The sequence below is a fragment of the Pseudomonas marginalis genome, from assembly GCF_008692035.1.
Classification (GTDB): domain Bacteria; phylum Pseudomonadota; class Gammaproteobacteria; order Pseudomonadales; family Pseudomonadaceae; genus Aquipseudomonas; species Aquipseudomonas marginalis.
The window spans coordinates 128261-150057 of record NZ_VTFG01000002.1; the positions used below are offsets into that span (position 1 = coordinate 128261).

The 21797-nt window shown below is 60.5% G+C and carries 20 protein-coding genes; 11 read left to right on the plus strand and 9 right to left on the minus strand.

What is annotated here, in order from left to right; all coding sequences use genetic code 11:
- Positions 1-33: 33 nt before the first annotated feature.
- From FX984_RS20475 to FX984_RS20485, 3 genes are all read left to right on the plus strand, one after another.
- Positions 34-474, plus strand: a complete 441-nt coding sequence (locus FX984_RS20475) for a CBS domain-containing protein (RefSeq protein ID WP_027603177.1) — start codon at positions 34-36, stop codon at positions 472-474.
- An 8-nt stretch (positions 475-482) separates the two neighbouring features.
- A complete protein-coding gene (locus FX984_RS20480) occupies positions 483-1346 on the plus strand; it encodes an NAD-dependent protein deacetylase (protein ID WP_146477402.1) in 864 nt (287 codons plus the stop codon).
- Between the two features lie 464 nt (positions 1347-1810).
- Positions 1811-2140, plus strand: coding sequence for a hypothetical protein (locus FX984_RS20485; protein WP_016977362.1), 330 nt, complete (start codon positions 1811-1813; stop codon positions 2138-2140).
- Positions 2141-2202: 62 nt separating this feature from the next.
- Here FX984_RS20485 and FX984_RS20490 read toward each other — a convergent pair whose 3' ends face one another.
- Positions 2203-3108: a LysR family transcriptional regulator gene (locus FX984_RS20490; RefSeq protein ID WP_027603175.1), complete on the minus strand. Its 906-nt coding sequence runs from the start codon at positions 3106-3108 to the stop codon at positions 2203-2205.
- 133 nt (positions 3109-3241) lie between these two features.
- Between FX984_RS20490 and FX984_RS20495 the strand changes: the two genes are divergently transcribed.
- The 4 genes from FX984_RS20495 to FX984_RS20510 all read left to right on the plus strand — a co-directional run bounded on the left by FX984_RS20495 (position 3242) and on the right by FX984_RS20510 (position 7000).
- Complete coding sequence (locus tag FX984_RS20495) at positions 3242-3940, plus strand: CoA transferase subunit A (RefSeq protein ID WP_027603174.1); 699 nt, start codon at positions 3242-3244, stop codon at positions 3938-3940.
- A 34-nt stretch (positions 3941-3974) separates the two neighbouring features.
- Entirely contained in the window at positions 3975-4634 is a 660-nt protein-coding gene (locus FX984_RS20500; RefSeq protein WP_027603173.1) for a CoA transferase subunit B, read from the plus strand.
- Between the two features lie 11 nt (positions 4635-4645).
- Positions 4646-5827: an acetyl-CoA C-acetyltransferase gene (locus FX984_RS20505; protein WP_027603172.1), complete on the plus strand. Its 1182-nt coding sequence runs from the start codon at positions 4646-4648 to the stop codon at positions 5825-5827.
- 378 nt (positions 5828-6205) lie between these two features.
- The gene (locus FX984_RS20510; protein ID WP_108574643.1) at positions 6206-7000 is read left to right on the plus strand and encodes a DUF4349 domain-containing protein; all 795 of its coding nucleotides are present in this window, start codon (positions 6206-6208) and stop codon (positions 6998-7000) included.
- Here FX984_RS20510 and FX984_RS20515 read toward each other — a convergent pair whose 3' ends face one another.
- Complete coding sequence (locus FX984_RS20515; RefSeq protein ID WP_027603170.1) at positions 7001-8086, minus strand: DUF1615 domain-containing protein; 1086 nt, start codon at positions 8084-8086, stop codon at positions 7001-7003.
- Between the two features lie 332 nt (positions 8087-8418).
- Between FX984_RS20515 and FX984_RS20520 the strand changes: the two genes are divergently transcribed.
- Complete coding sequence (locus tag FX984_RS20520; RefSeq protein WP_154905408.1) at positions 8419-13212, plus strand: RHS repeat-associated core domain-containing protein; 4794 nt, start codon at positions 8419-8421, stop codon at positions 13210-13212.
- Positions 13213-13237: 25 nt separating this feature from the next.
- A complete protein-coding gene (locus FX984_RS20525; protein ID WP_315899086.1) occupies positions 13238-13636 on the plus strand; it encodes a hypothetical protein in 399 nt (132 codons plus the stop codon).
- Between the two features lie 199 nt (positions 13637-13835).
- Here FX984_RS20525 and hemB read toward each other — a convergent pair whose 3' ends face one another.
- The 3 genes from hemB to FX984_RS20540 form a co-directional block, all read right to left on the minus strand.
- Complete coding sequence (gene hemB, locus FX984_RS20530; RefSeq protein WP_146478360.1) at positions 13836-14810, minus strand: porphobilinogen synthase; 975 nt, start codon at positions 14808-14810, stop codon at positions 13836-13838.
- Between the two features lie 118 nt (positions 14811-14928).
- Positions 14929-15768 carry a PhzF family phenazine biosynthesis protein gene (locus FX984_RS20535; protein WP_146478359.1) on the minus strand — a complete coding sequence of 280 codons (840 nt, stop codon included), beginning with the start codon at positions 15766-15768 and terminating at the stop codon, positions 14929-14931.
- Positions 15769-15771: 3 nt separating this feature from the next.
- The gene (locus FX984_RS20540) at positions 15772-16470 is read right to left on the minus strand and encodes a glutathione S-transferase N-terminal domain-containing protein (protein WP_146478358.1); all 699 of its coding nucleotides are present in this window, start codon (positions 16468-16470) and stop codon (positions 15772-15774) included.
- 253 nt (positions 16471-16723) lie between these two features.
- Between FX984_RS20540 and FX984_RS20545 the strand changes: the two genes are divergently transcribed.
- Positions 16724-17425: a hypothetical protein gene (locus FX984_RS20545; RefSeq protein ID WP_027603165.1), complete on the plus strand. Its 702-nt coding sequence runs from the start codon at positions 16724-16726 to the stop codon at positions 17423-17425.
- Positions 17426-17470: 45 nt separating this feature from the next.
- Positions 17471-18526 (plus strand): permease, encoded by a 1056-nt coding sequence (locus tag FX984_RS20550; protein ID WP_146478357.1) that lies wholly within the window; start codon positions 17471-17473, stop codon positions 18524-18526.
- Here the strand turns inward: FX984_RS20550 and mnmH are convergent.
- From mnmH to FX984_RS20570, 4 genes are all read right to left on the minus strand, one after another.
- Positions 18516-19616, minus strand: coding sequence for a tRNA 2-selenouridine(34) synthase MnmH (mnmH, locus tag FX984_RS20555; RefSeq protein WP_146478356.1), 1101 nt, complete (start codon positions 19614-19616; stop codon positions 18516-18518). The genes FX984_RS20550 and mnmH overlap by 11 nt on opposite strands.
- Positions 19616-20650: a selenide, water dikinase SelD gene (selD, locus tag FX984_RS20560; RefSeq protein ID WP_027603162.1), complete on the minus strand. Its 1035-nt coding sequence runs from the start codon at positions 20648-20650 to the stop codon at positions 19616-19618. Before selD ends, mnmH begins: the two co-directional genes overlap by 1 nt.
- Positions 20651-20744: 94 nt before the next feature.
- Complete coding sequence (locus tag FX984_RS20565) at positions 20745-21494, minus strand: TerC family protein (RefSeq protein ID WP_146478355.1); 750 nt, start codon at positions 21492-21494, stop codon at positions 20745-20747.
- Positions 21495-21523: 29 nt separating this feature from the next.
- On the minus strand, positions 21524-21775 hold the full coding sequence (locus FX984_RS20570) for a hypothetical protein (RefSeq protein WP_027603160.1): 252 nt from the start codon (positions 21773-21775) through the stop codon (positions 21524-21526).
- Positions 21776-21797: the final 22 nt, after the last annotated feature.

A 21797-nucleotide genomic window follows, 5' to 3' on the forward strand; every position in this document is an offset into this window, starting at 1 on the left:
GTAGGGGATAACAACAACACCGGAGTGGCCGCCATGAAAACCGTCGCACAATTGCTCAAAGCCAAGGACCAGAAAAACCAGGACGTCCACACCATCCAATGGGACCACACTGTGTTTGAGGCGCTGGTGCGGATGTCGGAGAAAAACGTCGGCGCCTTGCCGGTGGTCAAGGAAGGCACGGTGGTGGGGATCATCAGCGAACGCGATTACGCACGCAAAATAATGCTCAAGGGCCTATCGTCGGTCACTACAAAGGTCCATGAGGTCATGAGCTCGCCGGTGATCACCGTCGATACCCATAAAAGTGTCGAAGCGTGCATGAACATCATGACCGACAGTCACCTGCGCCACCTGCCGGTGGTCGAAGACGGCAAACTGCTGGGCCTGCTCTCCATCGGTGACCTGGTCAAGGAAGCCATCGCCGAACAGGCAGACCTGATCAAGCAGTTGGAGCAGTACATCCGCGGCGAATAGGGGACCCCATGCTCGACACCCTGGAACATCAACAGGACCACCTCGACACCCTGCACCGCGCCATGGCCGAACGGCGCTTCCTGGTATTGACCGGTGCGGGCATCAGCACGTCGTCGGGAATCCCCGACTACCGCGACAGCGAAGGCGTGCGCCGGGGCAAGGCGCCGATGATGTACCAGGAGTTCCTCGCCACTGCCCAGGCGCGGCGGCGCTATTGGGCACGGGCGATGCTGGGGTGGCCGAGGGTACGTATCGCCCAGCCGAACAACGCTCACCGGGCACTGGCGACCTTGCAACAACGCCAGCACATCAGCGGCCTGATCACGCAAAACGTCGACACCTTGCATGACCAGGCCGGCAGCCATGACGTGATCGAATTGCACGGCAGCCTGCACCGGGTGCTGTGCCTGGATTGCCAGTTGCACAGCACGCGCGACCTGATCCAGCGCCAGATGGAAATCGATAACCCGTACCTGGCGCAAGTCCATGCGGTACAGGCGCCTGATGGTGACACCTTGCTCGACCCCGCGTTTGAAGAGCGCTTCCAGGTCCCCCGCTGCCCCGATTGCCAGGGTGAGCGACTGAAACCGGACGTGGTGTTTTTTGGCGAGAACGTCGCACCGGCGACGGCGGCCAGGGCGATGGCGGCGGTAGCGCATGCCGAGGGGCTGCTGGTGGTAGGTTCATCGCTGATGGCTTACTCCGCATTTCGCCTGTGCAAGGCAATGGTCGAACAGGGCAAGCCGGTGATCGCCATCAACCTGGGCAAGACCCGGGGTGATGAGTTGTTGCAGGTAAAGATCGAAACCTCGTGCGAACAGCTTCTGCCCTTGTTGGCAGACCGCCTGCAGTCAACCCCTCCTCAGCCATAGCGACCGTCCAGCGCAAAAAATGACGCTCGAGTCACGCATTTGCCGTATCTCCCCATAGCCACGACGAATTATGTAGTGATCAAAAATAATCACTACATAAGCGTTGACGTAACCTTTTTGTCCTTGCATGATCTAGACGTCTCCCGGATCGGGAGCGTTGGTAACAAGCGTTTTGAACAAGCTCGTCTGACCGCCGAGCTGTTTTTTCCGGATGTGCACTGCCCACAAGGCAGATTGATGAAGCTGACCGACCCGAAAGGATCGGTACAAGGCGCTCAAATGCGGCTTGTCTTCGTTATGAAACCATTGCGTAGCAGTTCATCAGCAAGACTACATGCATCAGGTTCAAGACCCTGCCCGTATTCGGCAGACCGTCACTGACGCCCGGTTTTCCAAGCCGGAGACAACTAAGCAGTTTTAACGGAATCAACTGATAGATCGCCAACTGGTCAAGGGGCTTACACATGAATCTGAACAACCAACCAACTATCGATGAATTGGCTGAGATGTTCGCAGCGCAGAAAGACACACTCGACGACCATATCCTGTGGATTGGCAAATCGGGCGAAGTGCAAATCGACTGCCTGGCGCCCCACACTGAAGAAGCCGAGTTCGACCGCAATAACCGTGAACTGGCGGCGCGCCTGAAGATGTACCGCCGTGGCCAGGGTTATGTCGGCAAGAAGGCCGCGGCCGATCGCAACTTTATCGAGCAAGTATTCCACACACTTAATACCGAATGGCAGAACCTCAAAGGCCAATCGCACGTTAAAGTGATTGATAGATACTGCTGATAACAGTGCACCTTTAAATTTAAGCCCGCTGGTCTATTCGAGCGGGCTTTTTAATACCTGTTTTATAACACCGCCGGAAACCTGCCCTTCCCCGCCTCATCCCGAAAAATATCAAACAACACCTGCGCCGCCGCCGACAGTTCATGCCCAGGCTTGGTCAGCACGCCAATCGGCCGCTCGATCACCGGATCGGTCAAGGTGATGCAATGCGCCCCCGCCTCCTGCATCTGCTGCGCACACAAGGCCGGTACGGCGCTGACACCCAGGCCGCTGGCGACCATCTTGCCCACGGTTGCCAATTGATGGCTCTCCAAGGCCACCGGCAGCTTCATCTTCAAGGCCCCCAGGTGCTCCTCCAGCATCACCCGCACCGTGGAAGGCCGCTGCAACGTAATGAACGGGTGCTCCAGCAAGGTTTTCCAGTCGACCTCGGCACACTGTGCCAGCAGTGAATCACCGGGCACCACCGCAATGAAGCGGTCCAGGTACAACGGTGTAAAGGCCAGCGACGAGCCTTCCGAGGGTTCAAACGCCACGCCCAGTTCCACATGGCGGTCGCGAACCATCTCCAGCACTTGCTCGTTGATCAAGTCATGCACCGTCACGTTCACCTGGGGGTAACGTGCGCGGAATATCTTCAGGATCGGCGGCAGCAGGTTGCCGGCAAACGACGGCATCGCCGCCACGGTCACCCGCCCGCGTTGCAGGGTGAACAGCTGACGCAGCTCGTCCTCGGCATTGTCCCAATCGGCCATCAGCCGACGGGCCAGGGGCAGCAGGGATTCGCCCTCGGGCGTGAGCGCCACGTTGCGCGTATTGCGGCTGAACAAGCGCCCGCCCAGCCCTTCCTCCAAGCCTTTGATGGTCAGGCTCAACGCCGATTGAGAGAGGTGCAGGCGCTCGCAGGCGGCGGCAAAACTCAGGCTTTGGGCCACGGCCAGAAAGGCACGCATCTGTTTAACGGTCATGGCGCTACTCCGGGCGGCGGGTTGACTATGCTGTTTTCTAAATCAATCAACCTTAAAAAACAACTTAACAAATCAATCCGTCGGCGCAACACTCGATTCATTGGCTGGCCCACAAACAATAAAAGAGGTGCATATGGCAGGTTTCGATAAACGCGTGGCGTCCTACGAGGAAGCACTGGCAGGCCTGGAAGACGGCATGACCGTGCTCTCCGGTGGTTTCGGCTTGTGCGGAATTCCGGAAAACCTCATCAATGAGATCAAGCGCAAAGGCACCCGTGACCTCACCGTGGTTTCCAATAACTGCGGCGTCGACGGCTTTGGCCTGGGTGTGCTGCTGGAAGAAAAGCAGATCAGCAAGGTGATCGCTTCCTACGTCGGTGAAAACGCCCTGTTCGAGAAGCAGTTGCTCAGCGGCGAAATCGAAGTGGTCCTCACCCCCCAAGGCACCCTGGCGGAAAAAATGCGCGCAGGCGGCGCCGGTATCCCCGCCTTCTTCACCGCCACCGGCGTCGGTACTCCGGTGGCCGAAGGCAAGGAAACCCGCGAATTCAACGGTCGCCCGTACCTGATGGAAGAATCCATCACCGGCGACTTCGCCATCGTCAAAGGTTGGAAAGCCGACCACTTCGGCAACGTCATCTATCGCCACACCGCCCAGAACTTCAACCCGCTGGCCGCCACCGCCGGCAGGATCACCGTGGTCGAGGTCGAGGAAATCGTCGAACCGGGCGAGCTGGACCCGGCGCAGATCCACACCCCTGGCATCTACGTCGACCGGATCATCTGCGGCACGTTCGAGAAGCGCATCGAACAGCGCACCGTGCGCAAATAATCCGCCTCCAGCCCGAACAATAAGGACTCATAAAATGGCTCTTACCCGCGAACAAATGGCTCAACGCGTCGCCCGCGAAATGCAGGACGGTTTCTACGTCAACCTGGGCATCGGCATTCCGACCCTGGTGGCCAACTACATCCCCGAAGGCATGGAAGTCATGCTGCAGTCGGAAAACGGCCTGCTCGGCATGGGCCCGTTTCCTACCGAAGACACCATCGATGCCGACATGATCAATGCCGGCAAACAGACCGTGACGGCGCGCATCGGCGCCTCGATCTTCTCCTCCGCCGAATCCTTCGCGATGATTCGCGGCGGCCACGTCGACCTCACCGTGCTCGGCGCCTTTGAAGTGGACGTACACGGCAACATCGCCTCGTGGATGATCCCCGGCAAACTGGTCAAGGGCATGGGCGGCGCCATGGACCTGGTGGCCGGTGCGGAAAACATCATCGTGATCATGACCCACGCCTCCAAGGACGGTGAGTCCAAGTTGCTCAGCCAATGCAGCCTGCCGCTGACCGGCGCCAACTGCATCAAGCGCGTACTGACGGACCTGGCGTACCTGGAAATCGAAAATGGCGCTTTTGTCCTCAAGGAACGCGCACCTGGCGTCAGCGTTGAAGAGATTGTGAGCAAGACCGCCGGTAAACTGATCGTCCCGGACCACGTTCCAGAAATGCACTTCCAGTGAGGACAGATTCCATGCAAGACGTCGTGATTGTTGCTGCCACCCGCACCGCCGTGGGCAGCTTTCAAGGTTCACTGGCCACCATTCCGGCACCGGAGCTGGGCGCCGCCGTGATCCGTCGCCTGCTGGAGCAGACCGGTCTGGACCCGGCCGAAGTGGATGAAGTCATCCTCGGCCAGGTACTCACCGCGGGTTCCGGCCAGAACCCCGCACGCCAGGCCTCGATCCTCGCCGGCCTGCCCCACGCCGTGCCGAGCCTGACCCTGAACAAAGTCTGCGGCTCGGGCCTGAAAGCCCTGCACCTGGGCGCCCAGGCCATCCGTTGCGGTGACGCCGAGGTCATCATCGCCGGCGGCATGGAGAACATGAGCCTGGCACCCTACGTACTGCCTGCTGCGCGCACGGGCTTGCGCATGGGCCACGCCAAGATGATCGACAGCATGATCACCGACGGCCTGTGGGATGCGTTCAACGACTATCACATGGGCATCACCGCCGAGAACCTCGTGGACAAATACGGCATCAGCCGTGAAGCCCAGGATGCTTTCGCCGCCGCCTCCCAGCAGAAAGCCACCGCCGCCATCGAGGCCGGGCGTTTTGTCGATGAGATCACGCCGATCCTGATTCCCCAGCGCAAGGGCGACCCGATTGCCTTCGCCGTCGATGAGCAACCTCGCGCCGGCACCACCGCCGAATCCCTGGCCAAGCTCAAGCCGGCGTTCAAGAAAGACGGCAGCGTCACCGCCGGTAATGCTTCCAGCCTGAATGACGGCGCCGCTGCGGTGCTGCTGATGAGTGCCGACAAGGCCAAGGCCCTCGGCTTGCCGGTATTGGCCCGTATCGCCAGTTACGCCAACGCGGGCGTCGACCCGGCGATCATGGGCATCGGCCCGGTCTCGGCCACCCGCCGCTGCCTGGACAAAGCCGGTTGGAGCCTGGGCGACCTGGACCTGATCGAAGCCAACGAAGCCTTTGCCGCGCAATCCCTGGCGGTAGGCAAAGAGCTGGAGTGGGATGCGGACAAGGTCAACGTCAACGGCGGCGCCATCGCCATCGGCCACCCCATCGGCGCGTCAGGCTGCCGCGTGCTGGTCACCCTGCTGCATGAAATGATCAGGCGCGATGCCAGGAAAGGCCTGGCGACCCTGTGCATCGGTGGCGGCCAGGGCGTAGCCCTGGCCCTCGAACGCAGCTGATAAACGAGCAACACGGAAAAGGCCCGGCTCCACGAAAAGCCAGGCCTTTTCTTTATGCGGTTTCCCTGAACAAACACAGTCCAAATGTGTGGGGGCTTGCCCCCGATGAGCATAGGTATCTACACAACTTTGTCTAAACGCTGCCTCCCCCGGTAGAAAGGGCTGTTGTGGCGAGCGGGCTTGTCCCGCGTTGGGCTGCGAAGCAGCCCCAAAACCAGCCTCTACAGAGTATCTGATACACCGCGTTCTTCTTTAGGCGCACGGTAATCCACTCCGCGACCACCATCAGCCTTGCAAATCCTGCACGATACTTTGCGTTAATTCGCCGGACCCGCTTTAATCGCCGCCAATGTCCCCCGCACACCTCAAGGAACTGCAATGCGCCATCCGGACGGCACCCCTCAATCGCTTCGCGCGCCCCTGTTGATCCTGCTGGCCGGCCTGGCCCTGGTCGGCTGTTCACCCAAGGACCACTCCCGCGCCACGGTGATCAATGGCGAACAAGGCCGGGCCGGTGCGCAACTGGCCTATGAGCACGAACTGACCCTGGCCCTGCCCGGCGCCCTGCTCGCGCCGCGCATGCAGGCCACCCGCGAGGCCTGTGAGTCGGCGCGGTTTGGCGCGTGCAATATCCTTGGCATCACCGAAGACAGCAACGGCGGCGAGATCATCCTGCGGATCGCGCCCACCGGGGTCGAACCGATGGTCGCCATGGCCGCTGAAGGCGGCAAACTCGGCCAGCGCATCACCACCGCCGAAGACCTGGCCGACGCGGTCGCCGATGTACGTCGCCGCCAGGATCGCCTGCAAGCCCAGCAACAGCGCCTCGATGAACTGGCCAAGCGCAAGGATATCAGCGTCAGCGACCTGATTGCCTTGAGCAAGGAGCAGGCAGGCATTGAAAACGAACTGCAGGAACTCGCCCAGGTCGCCGCCGGCCAGCAGCGTCGCCTGGATACCAACCGCGTCACCCTCAACTTCCGCTCTGCCGACGGCGCCAACCAACCGTCACGCTTCAGCCGGATGTTCAGCAACCTGGGGACCAACCTGGTGGACGGCACCGCAGACGCCCTGGAACGCGCCAGCTATGTGCTGCCGTTCGTGATCCTGGCGTTTCCGGTGGTGTGGTTGTGGGTGTGGCTGTGGCGCACATTTGTCCGGCGCCGCAGTTGATCAGCGCTTCATGCAGCGCTGGTACCGCTCATCCACGCGCTTGGCAAACCACGCCGTGGTCAGGTTGCGGGTGATCTTCGGGCTTTTGAGCACGATGCCCGGCAGGATCGCACGGGGCATCGGCTTGCCGGCAGCCTGGTCGGCCAGGGCAAACACGCGTTTGTAGAGGGTGGTGTCTTCAAAATCCAGCTGTTCGCCCTGTTCCAGCTGGCTGCGAATACTGGGATTGCGCATGTCCAGCTTCGCGCCCAATGAGCGCACCGCCAGTTCGGTGGTGCCGGGCAGCAATGAGCCGTAGCGAATCAAATCCCCGTCCAGCGCCAACTCAGTGCCCGACGCGCGGCTGACCGCCGCCTGGAACGCCGCATTACGGCTGGCGTACCACCCCGCATTGAAGTCGGCAAAGCGATACAACGGCTGGTCATAGCTCACCGGATAGCCGAGCAAATGGGCGATACCGAAGTACATGCCGCCGCGCCGGGTGAAGACTTCCCGACGAATCGTGCCATCCACCGTGTAGGGATAACCCCGCGCCTGTTTCTGGGCGAAGTCGATACTGACCTGCATGGGACCGGCGGTGTGCACCGGATTGAAACCGCCAAACAGGGTGTTGCCCAGGGGCACCACGCTGATGAAGTCATCGAAGATGCCACTCAGGTCCTTCTCCGTGCGCGCGGCACTCAAACGGTCGGCATAGGACTTGCCGGTGGGCGAGCGCAGCTGCAGGGCGCTGCGCACCACAAAAGCGGGCACATGCACCTTGGCGGCACGGCGCAGGATTTCATCCTGGGCGATCTTGCCCATGTTGGGCACGGGCGGGTCGACCTGATAGGTGGATTCCTGCTCGGTCACCGCCAATACGGCACAGATATTCTCGGTACTGGGGTAGATCTTTTGAGTGTCAAAGGCGGTGTAGATGTCCTGGGCCCAGCCGTTGCGGTCTGGAACCTTCGCCGGGAGCAAACGCACGATCTCGGCCTTCACCTCGGCTTCGCTGCGCGCTGGTTGCTGCGGACCGCGTGACGTGGAACAGCCGGCCAGCACCACCAATGAGGTGAGGCAGAGGATCAGGCAGCGTGGGGACATGGGGCTTCCTTGAGGACGATGGGCCAGGCGTTGCGGATATGGACCGGTAAGTCTAACGCGGGTTCGCCAACTCACCTTCTCGCCAGCCAGGGTTGAACCTGGCGTTCGCGCAGCGCTGAAGGCTTTTTGATACGTCGCCAAAAAGGGACGATAGCCGCTGAAAGCTCCCACGTAACGGCAAGATAAGCTCTACAGCCCCTGCCTGAAAACCGCTGCAAAGTCCCTCGCCTGAATACACAGTGCGAGGGATTGCAGATGGTTGTTTTCGTTAAAGCCCTGGTTGAAGGGGCGGCCTCTTGAACCCGGCCATTGGCAGGCTGGCCCTGACCCCGATGGATGTGAAGACGGTCGACGTTGAAAGCGTCTTCCGTGACTTTCGCGAATGCCTGAATACGTTCGATGACTGGGCGCAAAGCTTCTGGCGCTTCTCGGCGCTGGAGGTCGAGCAGGTCTTCAAGGTCGGCGATGAGGTGGCGCTGGTTGCGCCGATCAATCGCTCAATCATCCCCAGCAGCACCGTCGCCACGTGCCCGGCCAATGGCACCCTGACGCTGGTGCATATGTTCGAAAGCATGCGCTTCGTGCCCATCGGCGACACGCCGGTGATGCTGCAGCGCGTCGATCCCAATGGCGGCCCATTGGGCGAGCCTATCCACAAGACCATCGGCCCCAGCGGCCTTCTCGAAATCACCGAGTGTGATCGCAACCAGCCGTACCGAATCAGTTTCTACCCCAACGTTTCCAGGGATCACGTCAAGGCGCTGTATGGGTCTTATCAGTCGGTGATCGCGGGGTTGGAGGCGCGCCTGCGTGAAGAGTGGGCCCGCACTTTCCAGGATGAGTGGAAAGACTATGCCGAAGCCAAGCCCCTCGATCGGCGCCGAATGCTGGAAGCAGCGTTTTTCAGCGGCCTTGGAAAAGCCCTCTTCAATGTGTGGGACAACGTTACGCAGTTGTCTGACCTGCTGGCGGACCTCAAGCCCAACAGCGAAAAGCTGTTGGCCTACCTCTCCCAGGCCGAACTCGATGAACTGCTGAAGCTCGGCAACGACACGATTGCCAACGGTTTGCTGGTGCTCAGCGATGAGCCGCTGTTGTTTATCTACCTGTCGGCGATGGTCAGTTGGATGCGCCTTCTGCCACCGCCGCAGATGAATGAACTGTGGGGTGAGATCACTGGCGAGGTCCTGATCAATCTGCTGTTGATTCGTGTATTGGGGGCGATGGGGGTGGCGGCGCGGATGGGGGCTCAAGTGCTGAGCGCTATCAAATCCAAACGCGCGCGGGAGTTGTTGGAGTTGCTGGCCAGGCAGCTTGTAGAGCCGGGGTTGGAGCCGCATGTCGAAGCGGTGAAGCCTTTGCTGCTCGGTGGCCCGGCGACAGCGATCAAGACTGTGCCGGTTGCGCCGTTGAAGGTTGGGGAGCATGTGGTTTCGAACCCGGTGCCGGCGGCTCGCAGGAAGACTCAGCAGACGGTGTTGGTCCGCCAGGAGCCTGTCGATGATGTGCCGGTTTCAGGGAAAAACCCGAATGGGGATGCGGCGGCCCCTTCGGATAAGACCGTCACCAACGGCTGCCCCGTGTCGATGGTTACCGGGGAGGAATTGCTCACCCTCACCGACGGCACGTTGGATGGGATCTTGCCGTTCGAGTGGACCCGGCTGTATCGCACCAGTGCGGTGGAAGTGGATGGCGGGTTGGGGTTTGGGTGGAGTCATTCACTGGCGCATCGGCTTTCTGTTTCAGGCGATTCGGTGGTGTGGACGGACCATGAGAATCGCTCGATTGGGTTTCCACTGCCGAGTGTTGCTCGACCTGCCATCACCAATAGTTTGGCCGAAGCAGCGATCTATTTGGGCGCGTCGCCGGATGAACTGGTGCTGGCCCAGGCGTCGCGGTTTTATCACTTTCGCGACGGTGTGCTGGTCTCGATCAGTGATGCGTACGACAACCGGCTGCGGATTTCTCGGGATTTTCTAGGGCGTATTGAGCGGTTGGATAACGGCGCGGGGTGTGCGCTGTTTTTGCGTTACTCGTCCGGTCGCATCGTGGCGGTGGATTATCAGGTTCAGCGGGCCAAGGGGTATGAGCCTTACGAATGGGTGACGGAGCAGAACGTCGTTTCCTACGCCTATGACGACGCTGGCCGACTGGTCTCGGCGACCAATGCGGTAGGTGAAAGCGAGGTTTATCGCTACGACGATCAGCACGTGATTCTTGAGCGGGGCTTGGCCGGTGGGGCGAGTTTCTTCTGGGCGTGGGAACGGTCCGGCAAGGCTGCGCGATGTGTCCGGCATTGGGCCAGTTTTTCCCAGATGGATACGCGGTATGCCTGGGGGGACGACGGCCGGGTCACGCTGCACAACGCCGATGGCAGTAAGGAGGTGTATGTCCATGACGACCGGGCGCGGCTGGTGCAGCGGATTGATCCGGACGGTGCCCAGCACTTCAAATCCTACGATGCCAAAGGCCGGCTGACGGTTGAGCAGGATCCGCTGGGGGCGGTGACGGCGTATCAGTACGACGAAGCCGGACGCTTGGTGGCGTTGTTTCCCGGGGATGATGAGCCGACGTCCTACGAGCATGACAACGGGTTCGTACGGGTTGTAAGGCGGGGTCTGGCGGTCTGGAAGTACGAGCGTAACGACCAGGGCGATGTCATCCGCAAGACCGATCCCGACGGCAATATCACCGACTACAGCTACGACAAATACGGGCAACTGGTTGGGGTTTGGTACCCGGACCACAGTTGCCAACGGCTGGTGTGGAATGAGCGGGGGCAACTGGTTGAGGAGCAGTTGCCCAATGGCGGGATCAAGCGTTATCGCTATGACGATCTTGGCCGGCAGGTGGCGCGCGAGGATGAGCATGGCGCGCTGACCCAGTATCAGTGGGACAGCGTGGGTCGCTTGGTTCGCGTGGTGCTGCCCGGTGGGGCATGTCGGGAATACAGCTACAACCCCTACGGAAAAATCACCGCCGAACGCGACGAACTGGGCCACGTCATCCGCTACGAATACGCCGACGGGTTGCACCTGATCAGCCGCCGTATCAACGCCGACGGTAGCCAGGTCAAGTACCGCTACGACAATGCGCGATTACTGCTGACCGAGATCGAAAACGAGGTTGGCGAGACCTACCGACTTGCTTACCACCCCAATGGGCTGATCCAGCAGGAAACCGGGTTTGACGGGCAGCGTACGGCCTACGTCTACGACCTCAATGGCAACCTGCAGGAAAAAACCGAACACGGTGACGATGGCAGTCAGCTCGTTACCCGTTACGAGCGCGATCACGCCGGACGCCTCGTACGAAAAACCCTGCCCGACGCCAGCGTTGTTGAATATGCCTACGACCGCCAGGGCAACCTGCTCAGCGTCGACGACGGCCATTGGGCGCTGGCCTACGAATACGACCCACAAAACCGCCTCACCGCCGAACATCAGGGCTGGGGCACCTTGCGCTATGGCTACGACGCCTGCGGCCAGCTTCAAACCCTGCGTCTGCCCGACAACAACCGCTTGGTGTTCAACCACAGCAAAGGCGGCCACCTCGCCACCGTCGAGTTAAATGGCACGCTGCTGACGTCTCACCTATTCAAGGCCGGCCAGGAACATCAGCGCCAACAAGGCCAACTCCTCAGCCACTACCACTACGACGACCAACACCGCCTGCACGCCCACGCAATCACCCAGCAACAAGACCACCTCTACCAACGCCAATACGACTACGACAAAACCGGCAACCTCACCCGCCTGCTCGACACCCGCAAAGGCGAACACCACTACCACTACGACCCGCTAGGCCGCCTCACCCGCGCCGACCACTCCCAAGACCTGCAGGAACGCTTCGGCCACACCCCCGCCGGCAACCTGCTCATGCAAGACCGCCCCGGCCCCGACATCGTCGCCGGCAACCGCCTGATGATCCAGGGCGACCGCCACTACGACTATGACGCCTTCGGGAACCTGATCCGTGAACGGCGTGGCCGTGGGCACGCACTCGTCACCGAATACCGCTACGACTGCCAGCATCGGCTGATCGGCATCACCCAACCCAACGGCCAAACCGCCAGCTATCGCTATGACCCGTTTGGGCGGCGCATCAGTAAAACCGTGGACGGCATAACCACGGAGTTTTTCTGGCAAGGCGACAGGCTGATTGCCGAACACCATGCAGACCGCCATCGCAGCTATCTCTACGAACCCGACAGCTTTCGCCCGCTGGTTTTGTTGGAAGGCTTCGGCCCAAAAAACACCAAAGCCTTTCACTACCAACTCGACCACCTCGGCACACCACAGGAACTGACAGACCCAGAGGGCGACATCGTCTGGTCCGCCCACTACCGCGCCTACGGCCAGATCAGCCGACTCGACAAAGGCACAATCGACAACCCGCTACGTTTCCAGGGGCAGTACTTTGATCAGGAAAGCGGCCTGCACTACAACCGTCATCGCTACTACAATCCGGATATTGGGTGTTACCTGACGCCTGATCCGGTGAAGTTGGCGGGTGGGATCAACGCGTATCAGTACGTGCCCAATCCTACGGGGTGGATTGATCCGCTGGGCTTAAGCACCTGCCCTGGTGACGAATGCAAGCCTAACGCTCCTCCTATTTTTCCGAAGCCTAGCGTTAATGAAGGCGCGCCCGCTCTACCTCAACTGCCGAGCACTCAGCGACAGGCGAGAATAGATGAACTGACAGAGGTAAATGCAAAACAAAAAGTACTGGGTTGGGAACAGGAATACGATATGCACTCGGTTGAAAAGCATGGCCCAGAGATACCAGACAACGCTTTAAGGCAACGATCTATTGATGGAACGAATCCAACCACAGGGGAGAGGGAAACTATCAGTTCCAGCTCCCAATTTAAAACCTGGAGAATGCAGCTTCACGCTCTAAACAAAGCCATGGGTAGGATGCAAAGCAATTCACCATCTCCTACAGGTCTTGATGGAGCGGGTAACCCAGTAGTTATAGTCGAGCTACCCGGAGCTGGACGAGGCTACAAACCTAACCGGCGGGACGCAAACGATCCTAAGTACATTGAAAATATGGACAGAGCGGAGGTCAGATTTGATATAAACAATCCAACTCGGCCATTTACCGCATTCCCTAAGTGAGCAGAAAATGCTGAAATGCCCATTCATGAATACACCTTACATTCCTAACATTTCTCATATATTGGGAGCCTTATCGATATACGACCTTGAGGATACAGTTGGCAAAGAACTATGGAAGTACGACCCTAACAATGAGAAAGACAGAGAGATAATTATTATTTCTTTTGTCCTGAAGAAACTTATGCATTTGTCATACAGACATCGCTTCGTATTGATGTCTGCACTCCGAGATGTGCTAGACAAACCCGACTTTGACTTTTCGAAAGAATTCGAAAGCGATTACGACGAATACATAACTATGGCTTGGGACGAAACAGAAATCGCCGACCCTAGAGGCTTCTTCGCCGATATCTACCGTTTAGCCAATGAGGTCTGGAAAGACGACCTGCAAAAAGCCAGCCTCGAAGACCAGTCAACGTGGTAGCGCTACCATTCTCCCTGACACCCCAACGCCCCCTGTGGCGAGCGAGCTTGCTCGCGTGGGGCCGCGAAGCGGCCCCAGTCAAGGCAATACGGTGTTTCAGGTAGATTGGCGGTGTCTGGTTTAGGGCTGCTACGCAGCCCAACGCGAGCAAGCTCGCTCACCACAAGTGTTCGCTCACCAGGGGGGGGTTACGTTGCCCTTAGATCCCAGCCAACGCCAAGTCCATAGCAAAGTAAGTAAAGATCAAATCCGCCCCCGCACGCTTGATCGATCCCAACGTTTCCCGCACAACCCGATCCTCATCGATCGCTCCCGCCTGGGCGCCGAACTTGATCATCGCGTATTCGCCGCTGACCTGGTACGCCGCCACCGGCAGGCGCGAGGCTTCGCGGATGTCGCGGATGATGTCGAGGTAGGCACCGGCCGGCTTGACCATCAGTGCGTCCGCGCCTTCCTGTTCGTCCAGCAGCGATTCGCGCACGGCTTCGCGGCGGTTCATCGGGTTCATCTGGTAGCTTTTGCGGTCGCCCTTGAGCGCGCTGCCGCCGGCTTCGCGGAAGGGGCCGTAGAGGGCCGAGGCGAATTTGGTGGAGTAGGCCATGATCGGGATATGGGTGAAGCCGGCCTCATCCAGCGCACGGCGGATGGCCTGGACCTGGCCGTCCATGGCGGCCGAGGGGGCGATCACGTCGGCCCCGGCGCGGGCGGCGGCAACGGCTTGTCTGCCGAGGTTGACCAGGGTCGCGTCGTTGTCGACATGGGCACCGTGCATCACGCCGCAGTGGCCGTGGTCGGTGTATTCGCAGAAGCAGGTGTCGGACATTACGATCATGCCCGGCACCGCGTCCTTGATGATCGAGGACATCCGCGAGACCAGGCCGCGTTCCTTCCAGGTGTCGCTGCCGTTGGCGTCCAGGTGGTGGGACACGCCGAAGGTCATCACCGACTTGATACCGGCACGGGCATAGCGCTCGATCTCGGCAGCCAGCTTCTTTTCCGGGATGCGTTGCACACCGGGCATGCTGGTGATCGGCACGAAGTCGTCGATGTCTTCTTCGACGAAAATCGGCAGCACCAGGTCGTTGAGGGTGAACTCGGTTTCCTGGAACAAGCCACGCAGCTCCGGGGAGCGGCGCAGGCGGCGTGGACGGGCTTGGGGGAACTGGCTGGTCATGGCTGTCCTGAAAAAGTGGCGGGAAATCTTTGGGGCGAAAGCTTATGCCCCAAGGCCCCGGCAGCACAAATGCCCAGGGGCCAACAGTGTATTGCGGGGGCCGTAATAATGTATTGATCTAGAGCTGTAGACGTCCTTCGATGCACACCGCAACGGCGCCGCCGACCCAGATTTCATCACCCTGGCGCTCGACGCGAATACGCCCCGCACGCCCCATGGCCGTGCCCTGGCTGACCACGTAGCACTCAGGTGCGAGTCCTTCGCTGAGCAGCCATTGCGCGACGCCGGCATTCAGGCTGCCGGTGGCCGGGTCTTCCTGGGCCCCGTCGCCTGCGACAAAGGCACGCACCTCAAACTGCGCGTCCACGTCGTCAGCCGGGTTGCAAGGCGCAATCACGCCGACGGCCAGTCCCAGCAGCTGCGAATAGTCCGGCTGCAAGGCCAGGACCTGATCACGGTCAGCCAGCATCACCGCGAGCCACCCCGCGCCATTGTCGACCCACTGGCTGCGCACAATGGCCCCCGGCGCCAGGCCCAATCCCAGGCGAACGCGCTCCAGCAACGCGGAGTCCACAGCGCCGGCGCGCATCAACGGCGGTGCAATAAACGCCAGTTCATCGCCTTGACGCCGAATACGCACCAGGCCGATTTCACACTCCTGGATAATCTCCTCGCCTTGGGGCACCCCACCCGCCTTGAGCCACGCATGGCAACTGCCCAGCGTCGGGTGCCCGGCGAACGGCAGTTCCTGCAAGGTGGTAAAGATCCTCACCCGGTAGTCCGCCCGAGCATCGCGCGGTGTCAGCAAAAACGTGGTTTCACTGAGGTTTGTCCATTTGGCGAAGTCAGCCATCTGTTGGTCGCTGAGGCTGTCGGCCCCCAGCACGACGGCCAGCGGATTGCCCTTGAGCGACACGCTGCTGAATACATCCAGTTGTTTGAAATCGAAAGTCGGCATGCTTCAGCTCGGAATATTCAGGCCACGGATGACCGCCGGCCGGGCGACAAAGCCGTCCAGCGCGCGCAGTACGTTAGGGAAGTCGGCGATGCCCACCAGATCGCCCGATTCATAGAAACCGATCAGGTTGCGAATCCAGGGGAAGGTGGCGATGTCGGCGATGCTGTAGTCGTCGCCCATGATCCAGGTGCGGCCGAGCAGGCGTTTTTCCAGCACGTCCAGCAGGCGACGGGATTCCGCGGCGTAACGGTCGCGGGGGCGCTTGTCTTCGTAGTCCTTGCCGGCAAACTTATTGAAGAAACCCAGTTGGCCAAACATCGGACCGATGCCCCCCATCTGGAACATCAGCCATTGAATCGTTTCATAACGTGTCGCCGGATCTTCGGAAAGCAACTGGCTGGATTTTTCCGCCAGGTAGATCAGGATTGCGCCTGACTCGAGCAGCGCCAACGGCTGGCCCGCCGGGCCGTCGGGGTCGATGATCGCGGGAATTTTGTTGTTGGGGTTCAGGGACAGGAACTCGGGGGAAAACTGGTCCTGGGTCTCGAAACTGACCTTGTGCGCCTCATAAGGCAGGCCCAGCTCTTCGAGCATGATCGAGACTTTTACCCCGTTGGGCGTGGGCAACGAGTACAGTTGCAGGCGCTCCGGATGCCGGGCGGGCCATTTGCTGTTGATCGGGAACGCGGCGATCGGGTTCATCGGGAAACTCCCTGGCGGAAAGCCCCCATGATAATCATCTGACCCACGTCCTGCATGGGTCATCAATGCGCAACATCAGCGGGCTATTATCCCCCGTGGGCGAACCAATACGCCCGCGTGCACTCTTAAGTGCGCTCAAACGGTGAATGGAGGCACCTCGCTGTACCGACACGGAATACCCGCAGGACGCCCCAGGCGTCATTGGGGCCAGGCTTGTCCGCCTTAACGTGACGCACGAAGACTCGAACCCATAATGACGATCAAGCCTCTGCGCCTTGTGCAACGACTGCAACACTACGCCTACATCCTGTTGCCCCTTTTGCTGGTGAGCGGCGCCATGGTTGCCGCCCTCGACGCCCGGGAAAGCCGCGCCCAACCGGTGGACGGCGTGCAAACCCTGGTGTTCCTGCGCCACGCCGAGAAACCGGCCGGCGGCCTGGGCCAACTCAATTGCCAGGGGTTGAACCGAGCAATGAACCTGGCCACCCTGCTGCCGGAAAAATTCGGCAAGGCCAACTTCGTGTTTGCCGCCAACCCGACGCGCAATGTCGAGGAAGGTGAGCTGGACAATTCCTACAGCTATATTCGCCCGTTGATGACCATCAGCCCCAGCGCCATCAAGCTGGGCCTGCCGGTGAACATCAAGTTCTCGGCCAACGACACCAGCGACCTGGCCGACGAGCTGGTGGAAGACAAATACCACAATGCCACCATCTACACCGCGTGGTCCCACGGCTACCTGCCGGAGCTGATCAACAAGGTGGCCAGTGAGGCCTCCGGCGAAAAACACACGATTACCGACGACTGGTCCGGCAGCGACTACGACACGCTGTACGTACTGACGCTGACCTGGCACAACGGCAAAGCCTCGCTGCTCAGCCGCAACTACAAGCAGGGCCTGAACGACGGTGAAGAAACCTGCCCGCAGCCAACACAGGTGAGTGCCGATAGCTGAGGGCGTATGATGCACCGCTATTGACTCATCTGCGGACCCTCCCCCATGCCCAACCTCGCCTCCACCCAGCCCGTCCGGGGCTGGTCGTTCTGGTGGAAACCTGCCCTGTTCCTACTGGTAGCCTGTGTCGGCCTCTACTACGTGAAGTGGTCGCCCTACTACTTCAAGGCGTTTGTTGCCGCTGACAACCACAGCATCGGCGCCTCGATCCTCAACGATCAACAAAGCTCGCCATTGGCAGCAGCGCTGGCCTACGCCCAGGTGTATTTCCTGGCGATCTGGAAGGCTGCCGTACTGGCGGTGATCCTCGGCTCGCTGCTGCAAGTGCTGATCCCCCGCGACTGGTTGCTGCGCCTGTTTGGCCGTGCCGGCCTCGGCTCGACCTTGCGCGGCGGGCTGTTTGCCTTGCCGGGGATGATGTGCAGTTGCTGCGCGGCGCCCGTCGCTGCTGGCATGCGCCGCCAGCAGGTGTCGGTGGGCGCGGCACTGGCCTTCTGGATTGCCAACCCGGTGCTGAACCCGGCCACGCTGGTGTTCATGGGCTTTGTGCTGGGCTGGGGCTTTACCGCCTTGCGGCTGGTGGCGGGCATTGTGCTGGTGGTCGGCGTGTCACTGGTGGCACAGCGCATCGCACGGCCGGACCAAGTGCCGGAAGTTGCCTTGGACGCGGTGGCCGAGGCCAGCCAGGTCGAAGCACAACCCTTCTTCAGTCGCTGGCTGCGTACCCTGTGGCAGCTGTTCTGGAGCACCATACCGATCTATATCCTGGCGGTGCTGGTACTCGGTGCCGCACGGGTGTGGCTGTTCCCCCACGTGGACGGCGCCATGGCCAACAGCCTGGCGTGGCTGGTGCCCCTGGCGATTGTCGGCACGCTGTTTGTGATCCCTACAGCGGCAGAAATCCCCATCGTACAAACCATGATGACCCTGGGCATGGGCACCGGCCCGGCCGTGGCCTTGCTGATGACCCTGCCCAGCGTGAGCCTGCCGTCGCTGTTGATGCTGCGCAAGGATTTCGATGCGCGGGTACTGGTGACGGTGGCCGGGCTGACCATGCTGGTGGGCGTGGTGTGCGGGTTGATCGGCGCGCTTATTCTCTGAGGGCGCGCTCGCGCAGATAGGCCGTGACTGCGCCCTGCTCTCCCGCAAACTCGATGCGTGCGCCTTTGCTTTCACGCTGGAAGGCGTACATCGGGTCGTAATACTCGCGCAACAGCCCCTCAATCCAGGCGCGATGCAGGTCCACGGCGCCGCTGCGCAGCTGTTCCGCCAGGGCATCCTGCATGATCGCCTGCAACCGCTGGAAGCGCTCGCCGCCCAGGCGCTTGTGGATATTGGCCAGGCTCTGGGTCAGGCGCTCGGCAAACAGCGCCTGGCCCTGCTCACCAAACACCGCGATGAATTCTGCGCACAGGTCAATCACGTAATCGCGCAGGATGCGCTCGACACGGCCTTCGACGCTGTCTTCCAGCCACACCATCGGAAAGGTCTGCATGCCCTTGTGCAACGGCAACGGCAGCGCGCAGCTGCCGATCATGCGGCTTTCATCCTCGACCACGAACTGCTCGATACCGCCCGCACGTTTTTTCAGCAGGTCCACCGCCAGGCGGTTTTCGAAGTCGATAGTGGAGGGTTGCGCCGTGGCGCGTTTGCCGAAGCTGGAACCGCGGTGGTTGGCATGGCCCTCCAGGTCCAGGGCGTTGCGCAACTGGCCCAGCACCTCGGTCTTGCCGGTACCGGTCATGCCGCCCAGCAGCACGAAATCACATTGAGCTGCCGCCTGGTCAAGGGTATCCAGCAGGAAGGTCCGCATGGCCTTGTAGCCACCGCCGACCCGCGGGTACTCGATGCCGGCTTCGGTCTTCAACCATTGCTGCACGATCTGCGAACGCAGCCCGCCCCGGAAGCAATACAAGTAACCATCAGGATTGGCCTGGGCAAACCTTGCCCATTGTTCGATGCGTTCAGCCTTGATCGCCCCCGATACCAGCTCATGCCCCAGCACAATCGCGGCTTGCTGGCCCTGCTGCTTGTAGCAGGTGCCGACGCGTTGACGCTCGTCATCGGTCATCAGCGGCAGGTTGATCACGCCGGGGAACGCGCCCTTGGCGAATTCGACCGGCGCGCGGGTATCCATCATCGGCCGGTCGTTGAGGAAAATGTCGCGGTAATCGGTGATGTCAGTTGCCATCAAACCACCTCTACCGCGTGGGTCTGTCGCTCAACCAATTGGCCGATCGGCTCAAGGCTCAAGCCCAATTCAGCCGCCGTCGCGCGGAACTCGGCGTCGCCTTCAGGCGTGACCGCGATCAGCAGGCCACCGCTGGTCTGCGGGTCGCACAGCACGCGTTTGTGCAATTCCTGCAGACGCCCGACCTTGCTCGAGTAGCTGTCGAAGTTGCGCAAGGTGCCACCCGGCATGCAGCCCTGGTCCAGATAGTCCTCGATCCCGGGCAGACGTGGGACTTTGTCGTATTCGATACGTGCGGTCACGGCGCTGCCGTCCGCCATCTCCACCAAATGGCCCAACAGACCGAAACCGGTGACATCCGTCATTGCCGTCACACCGGCCAGCTTGCCGAAACGGCTGCCGGGTTTGTTGAGGGTGCACATCCAGTCACGGGCCAGGCCGATATCCGCCTCACGCAACTTGCCCTTCTTTTCGGCGGTGGTGAGGATGCCGATGCCCAACGGTTTGGTCAGGTACAGGCGGCAGCCCACGGTGGCGGTGTCGTTGCGCTTCATATGGCGCTTTTGCACGATGCCGGTGACGGCCAGGCCGAAGATCGGCTCGGGCGCGTCAATGGAGTGCCCGCCCGCCAACGGAATACCGGCTTCGTCGCACACCGAGCGGCCGCCACGGATCACTTCACGGGCGATCTCCGGCGCCAGCACGTTCACCGGCCAGCCAAGAATGGCGATGGCCATCAACGGGTCGCCGCCCATGGCGTAGATGTCACTGATGGCATTGGTGGCGGCGATGCGGCCGAAATCGAAGGGATCATCGACAATCGGCATGAAAAAGTCAGTGGTAGAGACCACGCCGCGCTCATCGTCGATGGCATACACCGCCGCGTCGTCGCGGGAGGCGTTGCCCACCCACAGGTTGGGGTCAAGGTTCTGCGCACCGCTGCCCGCCAGGATCACTTCCAGCACCTGGGGCGAAATCTTGCAGCCACAACCCGCGCCGTGGCTGTACTGGGTAAGGCGAATCGGCTCGTTCATGGTGGACCTCAAGCTATCAAGTGGGCGGATTCTAACAGACAGCAAAAGGCCGGCTGGGCTCTTGTGGGCACAGCCGGCCTTTGGGGTTGCAGCGTTACTGCCGGGCAGCGAACAGACGCTTGTGACGGTTGCGCCGAGCGATGTTCAGGCACTCGATGGCCGCCGAGAAGGCCATGGCCGCGTACACGTAGCCTTTAGGCACATGGGCGCCGAAGCCTTCGGCGATCAGCGTCATGCCGATCATGATCAGGAAGCCCAGGGCCAGCATCACCACGGTCGGGTTGTCGTTGATGAACTTGGCCAACGGCTCGGCCGCCACCAGCATCACGATCACCGAGGTCACCACGGCGATGATCATGATCGGCAAGTGCTCGGTCATGCCCACGGCGGTAATGATGCTGTCGATGGAGAACACCAGGTCAAGCAACAGGATCTGCCCGATGGCTGCGGCAAAGCCGATGGCCACGACATTACCAGCGCTGGCTTTCTCTTCAGGCTCCGGGTCCATGCTGTGATGGATCTCGGTGGTGGCCTTCCAGACCAGGAACAGGCCACCGGCGATCAGGATCATGTCCTTCCACGAGAACGCCTGGCCGAGCACTTCGAACACCGGCGTAGTCAATTGCACGATAAACGCAATGGTGCTCAACAGGCCAAGGCGCAACACCAGTGCCATGCTGATACCGATGCGTCGCGCCTTGGCCCGATGTTTCTCCGGCAATTTGTTGGTGAGGATCGAGATAAAGATCAGGTTATCGATGCCCAGCACGATTTCCATCACGATCAAGGTGGCCAGGGCAATCCAGGCGGTAGGGCTGGCGGCCAGTTGTAAAAGGTAATCCATAGGTCAGTCCTGACGTTGTGCTGGGGAGATTAGGTTTCTTTGGTGTTCGATTCAGACTCGTTTTCTTCCTGATCATCCTTTTTTTGTGGATTGATCAGGCCATTTGTCGCTTCACTCAACGCCTGCTCGGCAGCTTTCTGGGTGTCATCGATGGCTTGCTTGGCCGACTCGGTGGCCTTGCCCATGACCTGTTGCGCGCTTTTTTCGACCTGATCGCAACCGCTGATCATCACCAATGAAAGCGCAAGCAACGATGCCGCGCCCAGGGAATTGAGTTTCATGATGTCTTCCTCGTTAGAACCA

Excerpts from the sequence above, each read along its gene's own strand:
- mnmH (WP_146478356.1), bottom strand. The coding sequence starts at position 19,616 with ATGGCAACTGACATCACCGATTACCGCGACATTTTCCTCAACGACCGG.
- selD (WP_027603162.1), bottom strand. The coding sequence starts at position 20,650 with ATGAACGAGCCGATTCGCCTTACCCAGTACAGCCACGGCGCGGGTTGT.
- FX984_RS20500 (WP_027603173.1), top strand. The coding sequence starts at position 3,975 with ATGGCTCTTACCCGCGAACAAATGGCTCAACGCGTCGCCCGCGAAATG.
- FX984_RS20505 (WP_027603172.1), top strand. The coding sequence starts at position 4,646 with ATGCAAGACGTCGTGATTGTTGCTGCCACCCGCACCGCCGTGGGCAGC.
- FX984_RS20475 (WP_027603177.1), top strand. The coding sequence starts at position 34 with ATGAAAACCGTCGCACAATTGCTCAAAGCCAAGGACCAGAAAAACCAG.
- FX984_RS20480 (WP_146477402.1), top strand. The coding sequence starts at position 483 with ATGCTCGACACCCTGGAACATCAACAGGACCACCTCGACACCCTGCAC.
- FX984_RS20510 (WP_108574643.1), top strand. The coding sequence starts at position 6,206 with ATGCGCCATCCGGACGGCACCCCTCAATCGCTTCGCGCGCCCCTGTTG.
- FX984_RS20485 (WP_016977362.1), top strand. The coding sequence starts at position 1,811 with ATGAATCTGAACAACCAACCAACTATCGATGAATTGGCTGAGATGTTC.
- FX984_RS20545 (WP_027603165.1), top strand. The coding sequence starts at position 16,724 with ATGACGATCAAGCCTCTGCGCCTTGTGCAACGACTGCAACACTACGCC.
- FX984_RS20565 (WP_146478355.1), bottom strand. The coding sequence starts at position 21,494 with ATGGATTACCTTTTACAACTGGCCGCCAGCCCTACCGCCTGGATTGCC.
- FX984_RS20570 (WP_027603160.1), bottom strand. The coding sequence starts at position 21,775 with ATGAAACTCAATTCCCTGGGCGCGGCATCGTTGCTTGCGCTTTCATTG.
- FX984_RS20525 (WP_315899086.1), top strand. The coding sequence starts at position 13,238 with ATGAATACACCTTACATTCCTAACATTTCTCATATATTGGGAGCCTTA.
- FX984_RS20490 (WP_027603175.1), bottom strand. The coding sequence starts at position 3,108 with ATGACCGTTAAACAGATGCGTGCCTTTCTGGCCGTGGCCCAAAGCCTG.
- FX984_RS20540 (WP_146478358.1), bottom strand. The coding sequence starts at position 16,470 with ATGAACCCGATCGCCGCGTTCCCGATCAACAGCAAATGGCCCGCCCGG.
- FX984_RS20495 (WP_027603174.1), top strand. The coding sequence starts at position 3,242 with ATGGCAGGTTTCGATAAACGCGTGGCGTCCTACGAGGAAGCACTGGCA.
- FX984_RS20550 (WP_146478357.1), top strand. The coding sequence starts at position 17,471 with ATGCCCAACCTCGCCTCCACCCAGCCCGTCCGGGGCTGGTCGTTCTGG.
- hemB (WP_146478360.1), bottom strand. The coding sequence starts at position 14,810 with ATGACCAGCCAGTTCCCCCAAGCCCGTCCACGCCGCCTGCGCCGCTCC.
- FX984_RS20515 (WP_027603170.1), bottom strand. The coding sequence starts at position 8,086 with ATGTCCCCACGCTGCCTGATCCTCTGCCTCACCTCATTGGTGGTGCTG.
- FX984_RS20520 (WP_154905408.1), top strand. The coding sequence starts at position 8,419 with ATGGATGTGAAGACGGTCGACGTTGAAAGCGTCTTCCGTGACTTTCGC.
- FX984_RS20535 (WP_146478359.1), bottom strand. The coding sequence starts at position 15,768 with ATGCCGACTTTCGATTTCAAACAACTGGATGTATTCAGCAGCGTGTCG.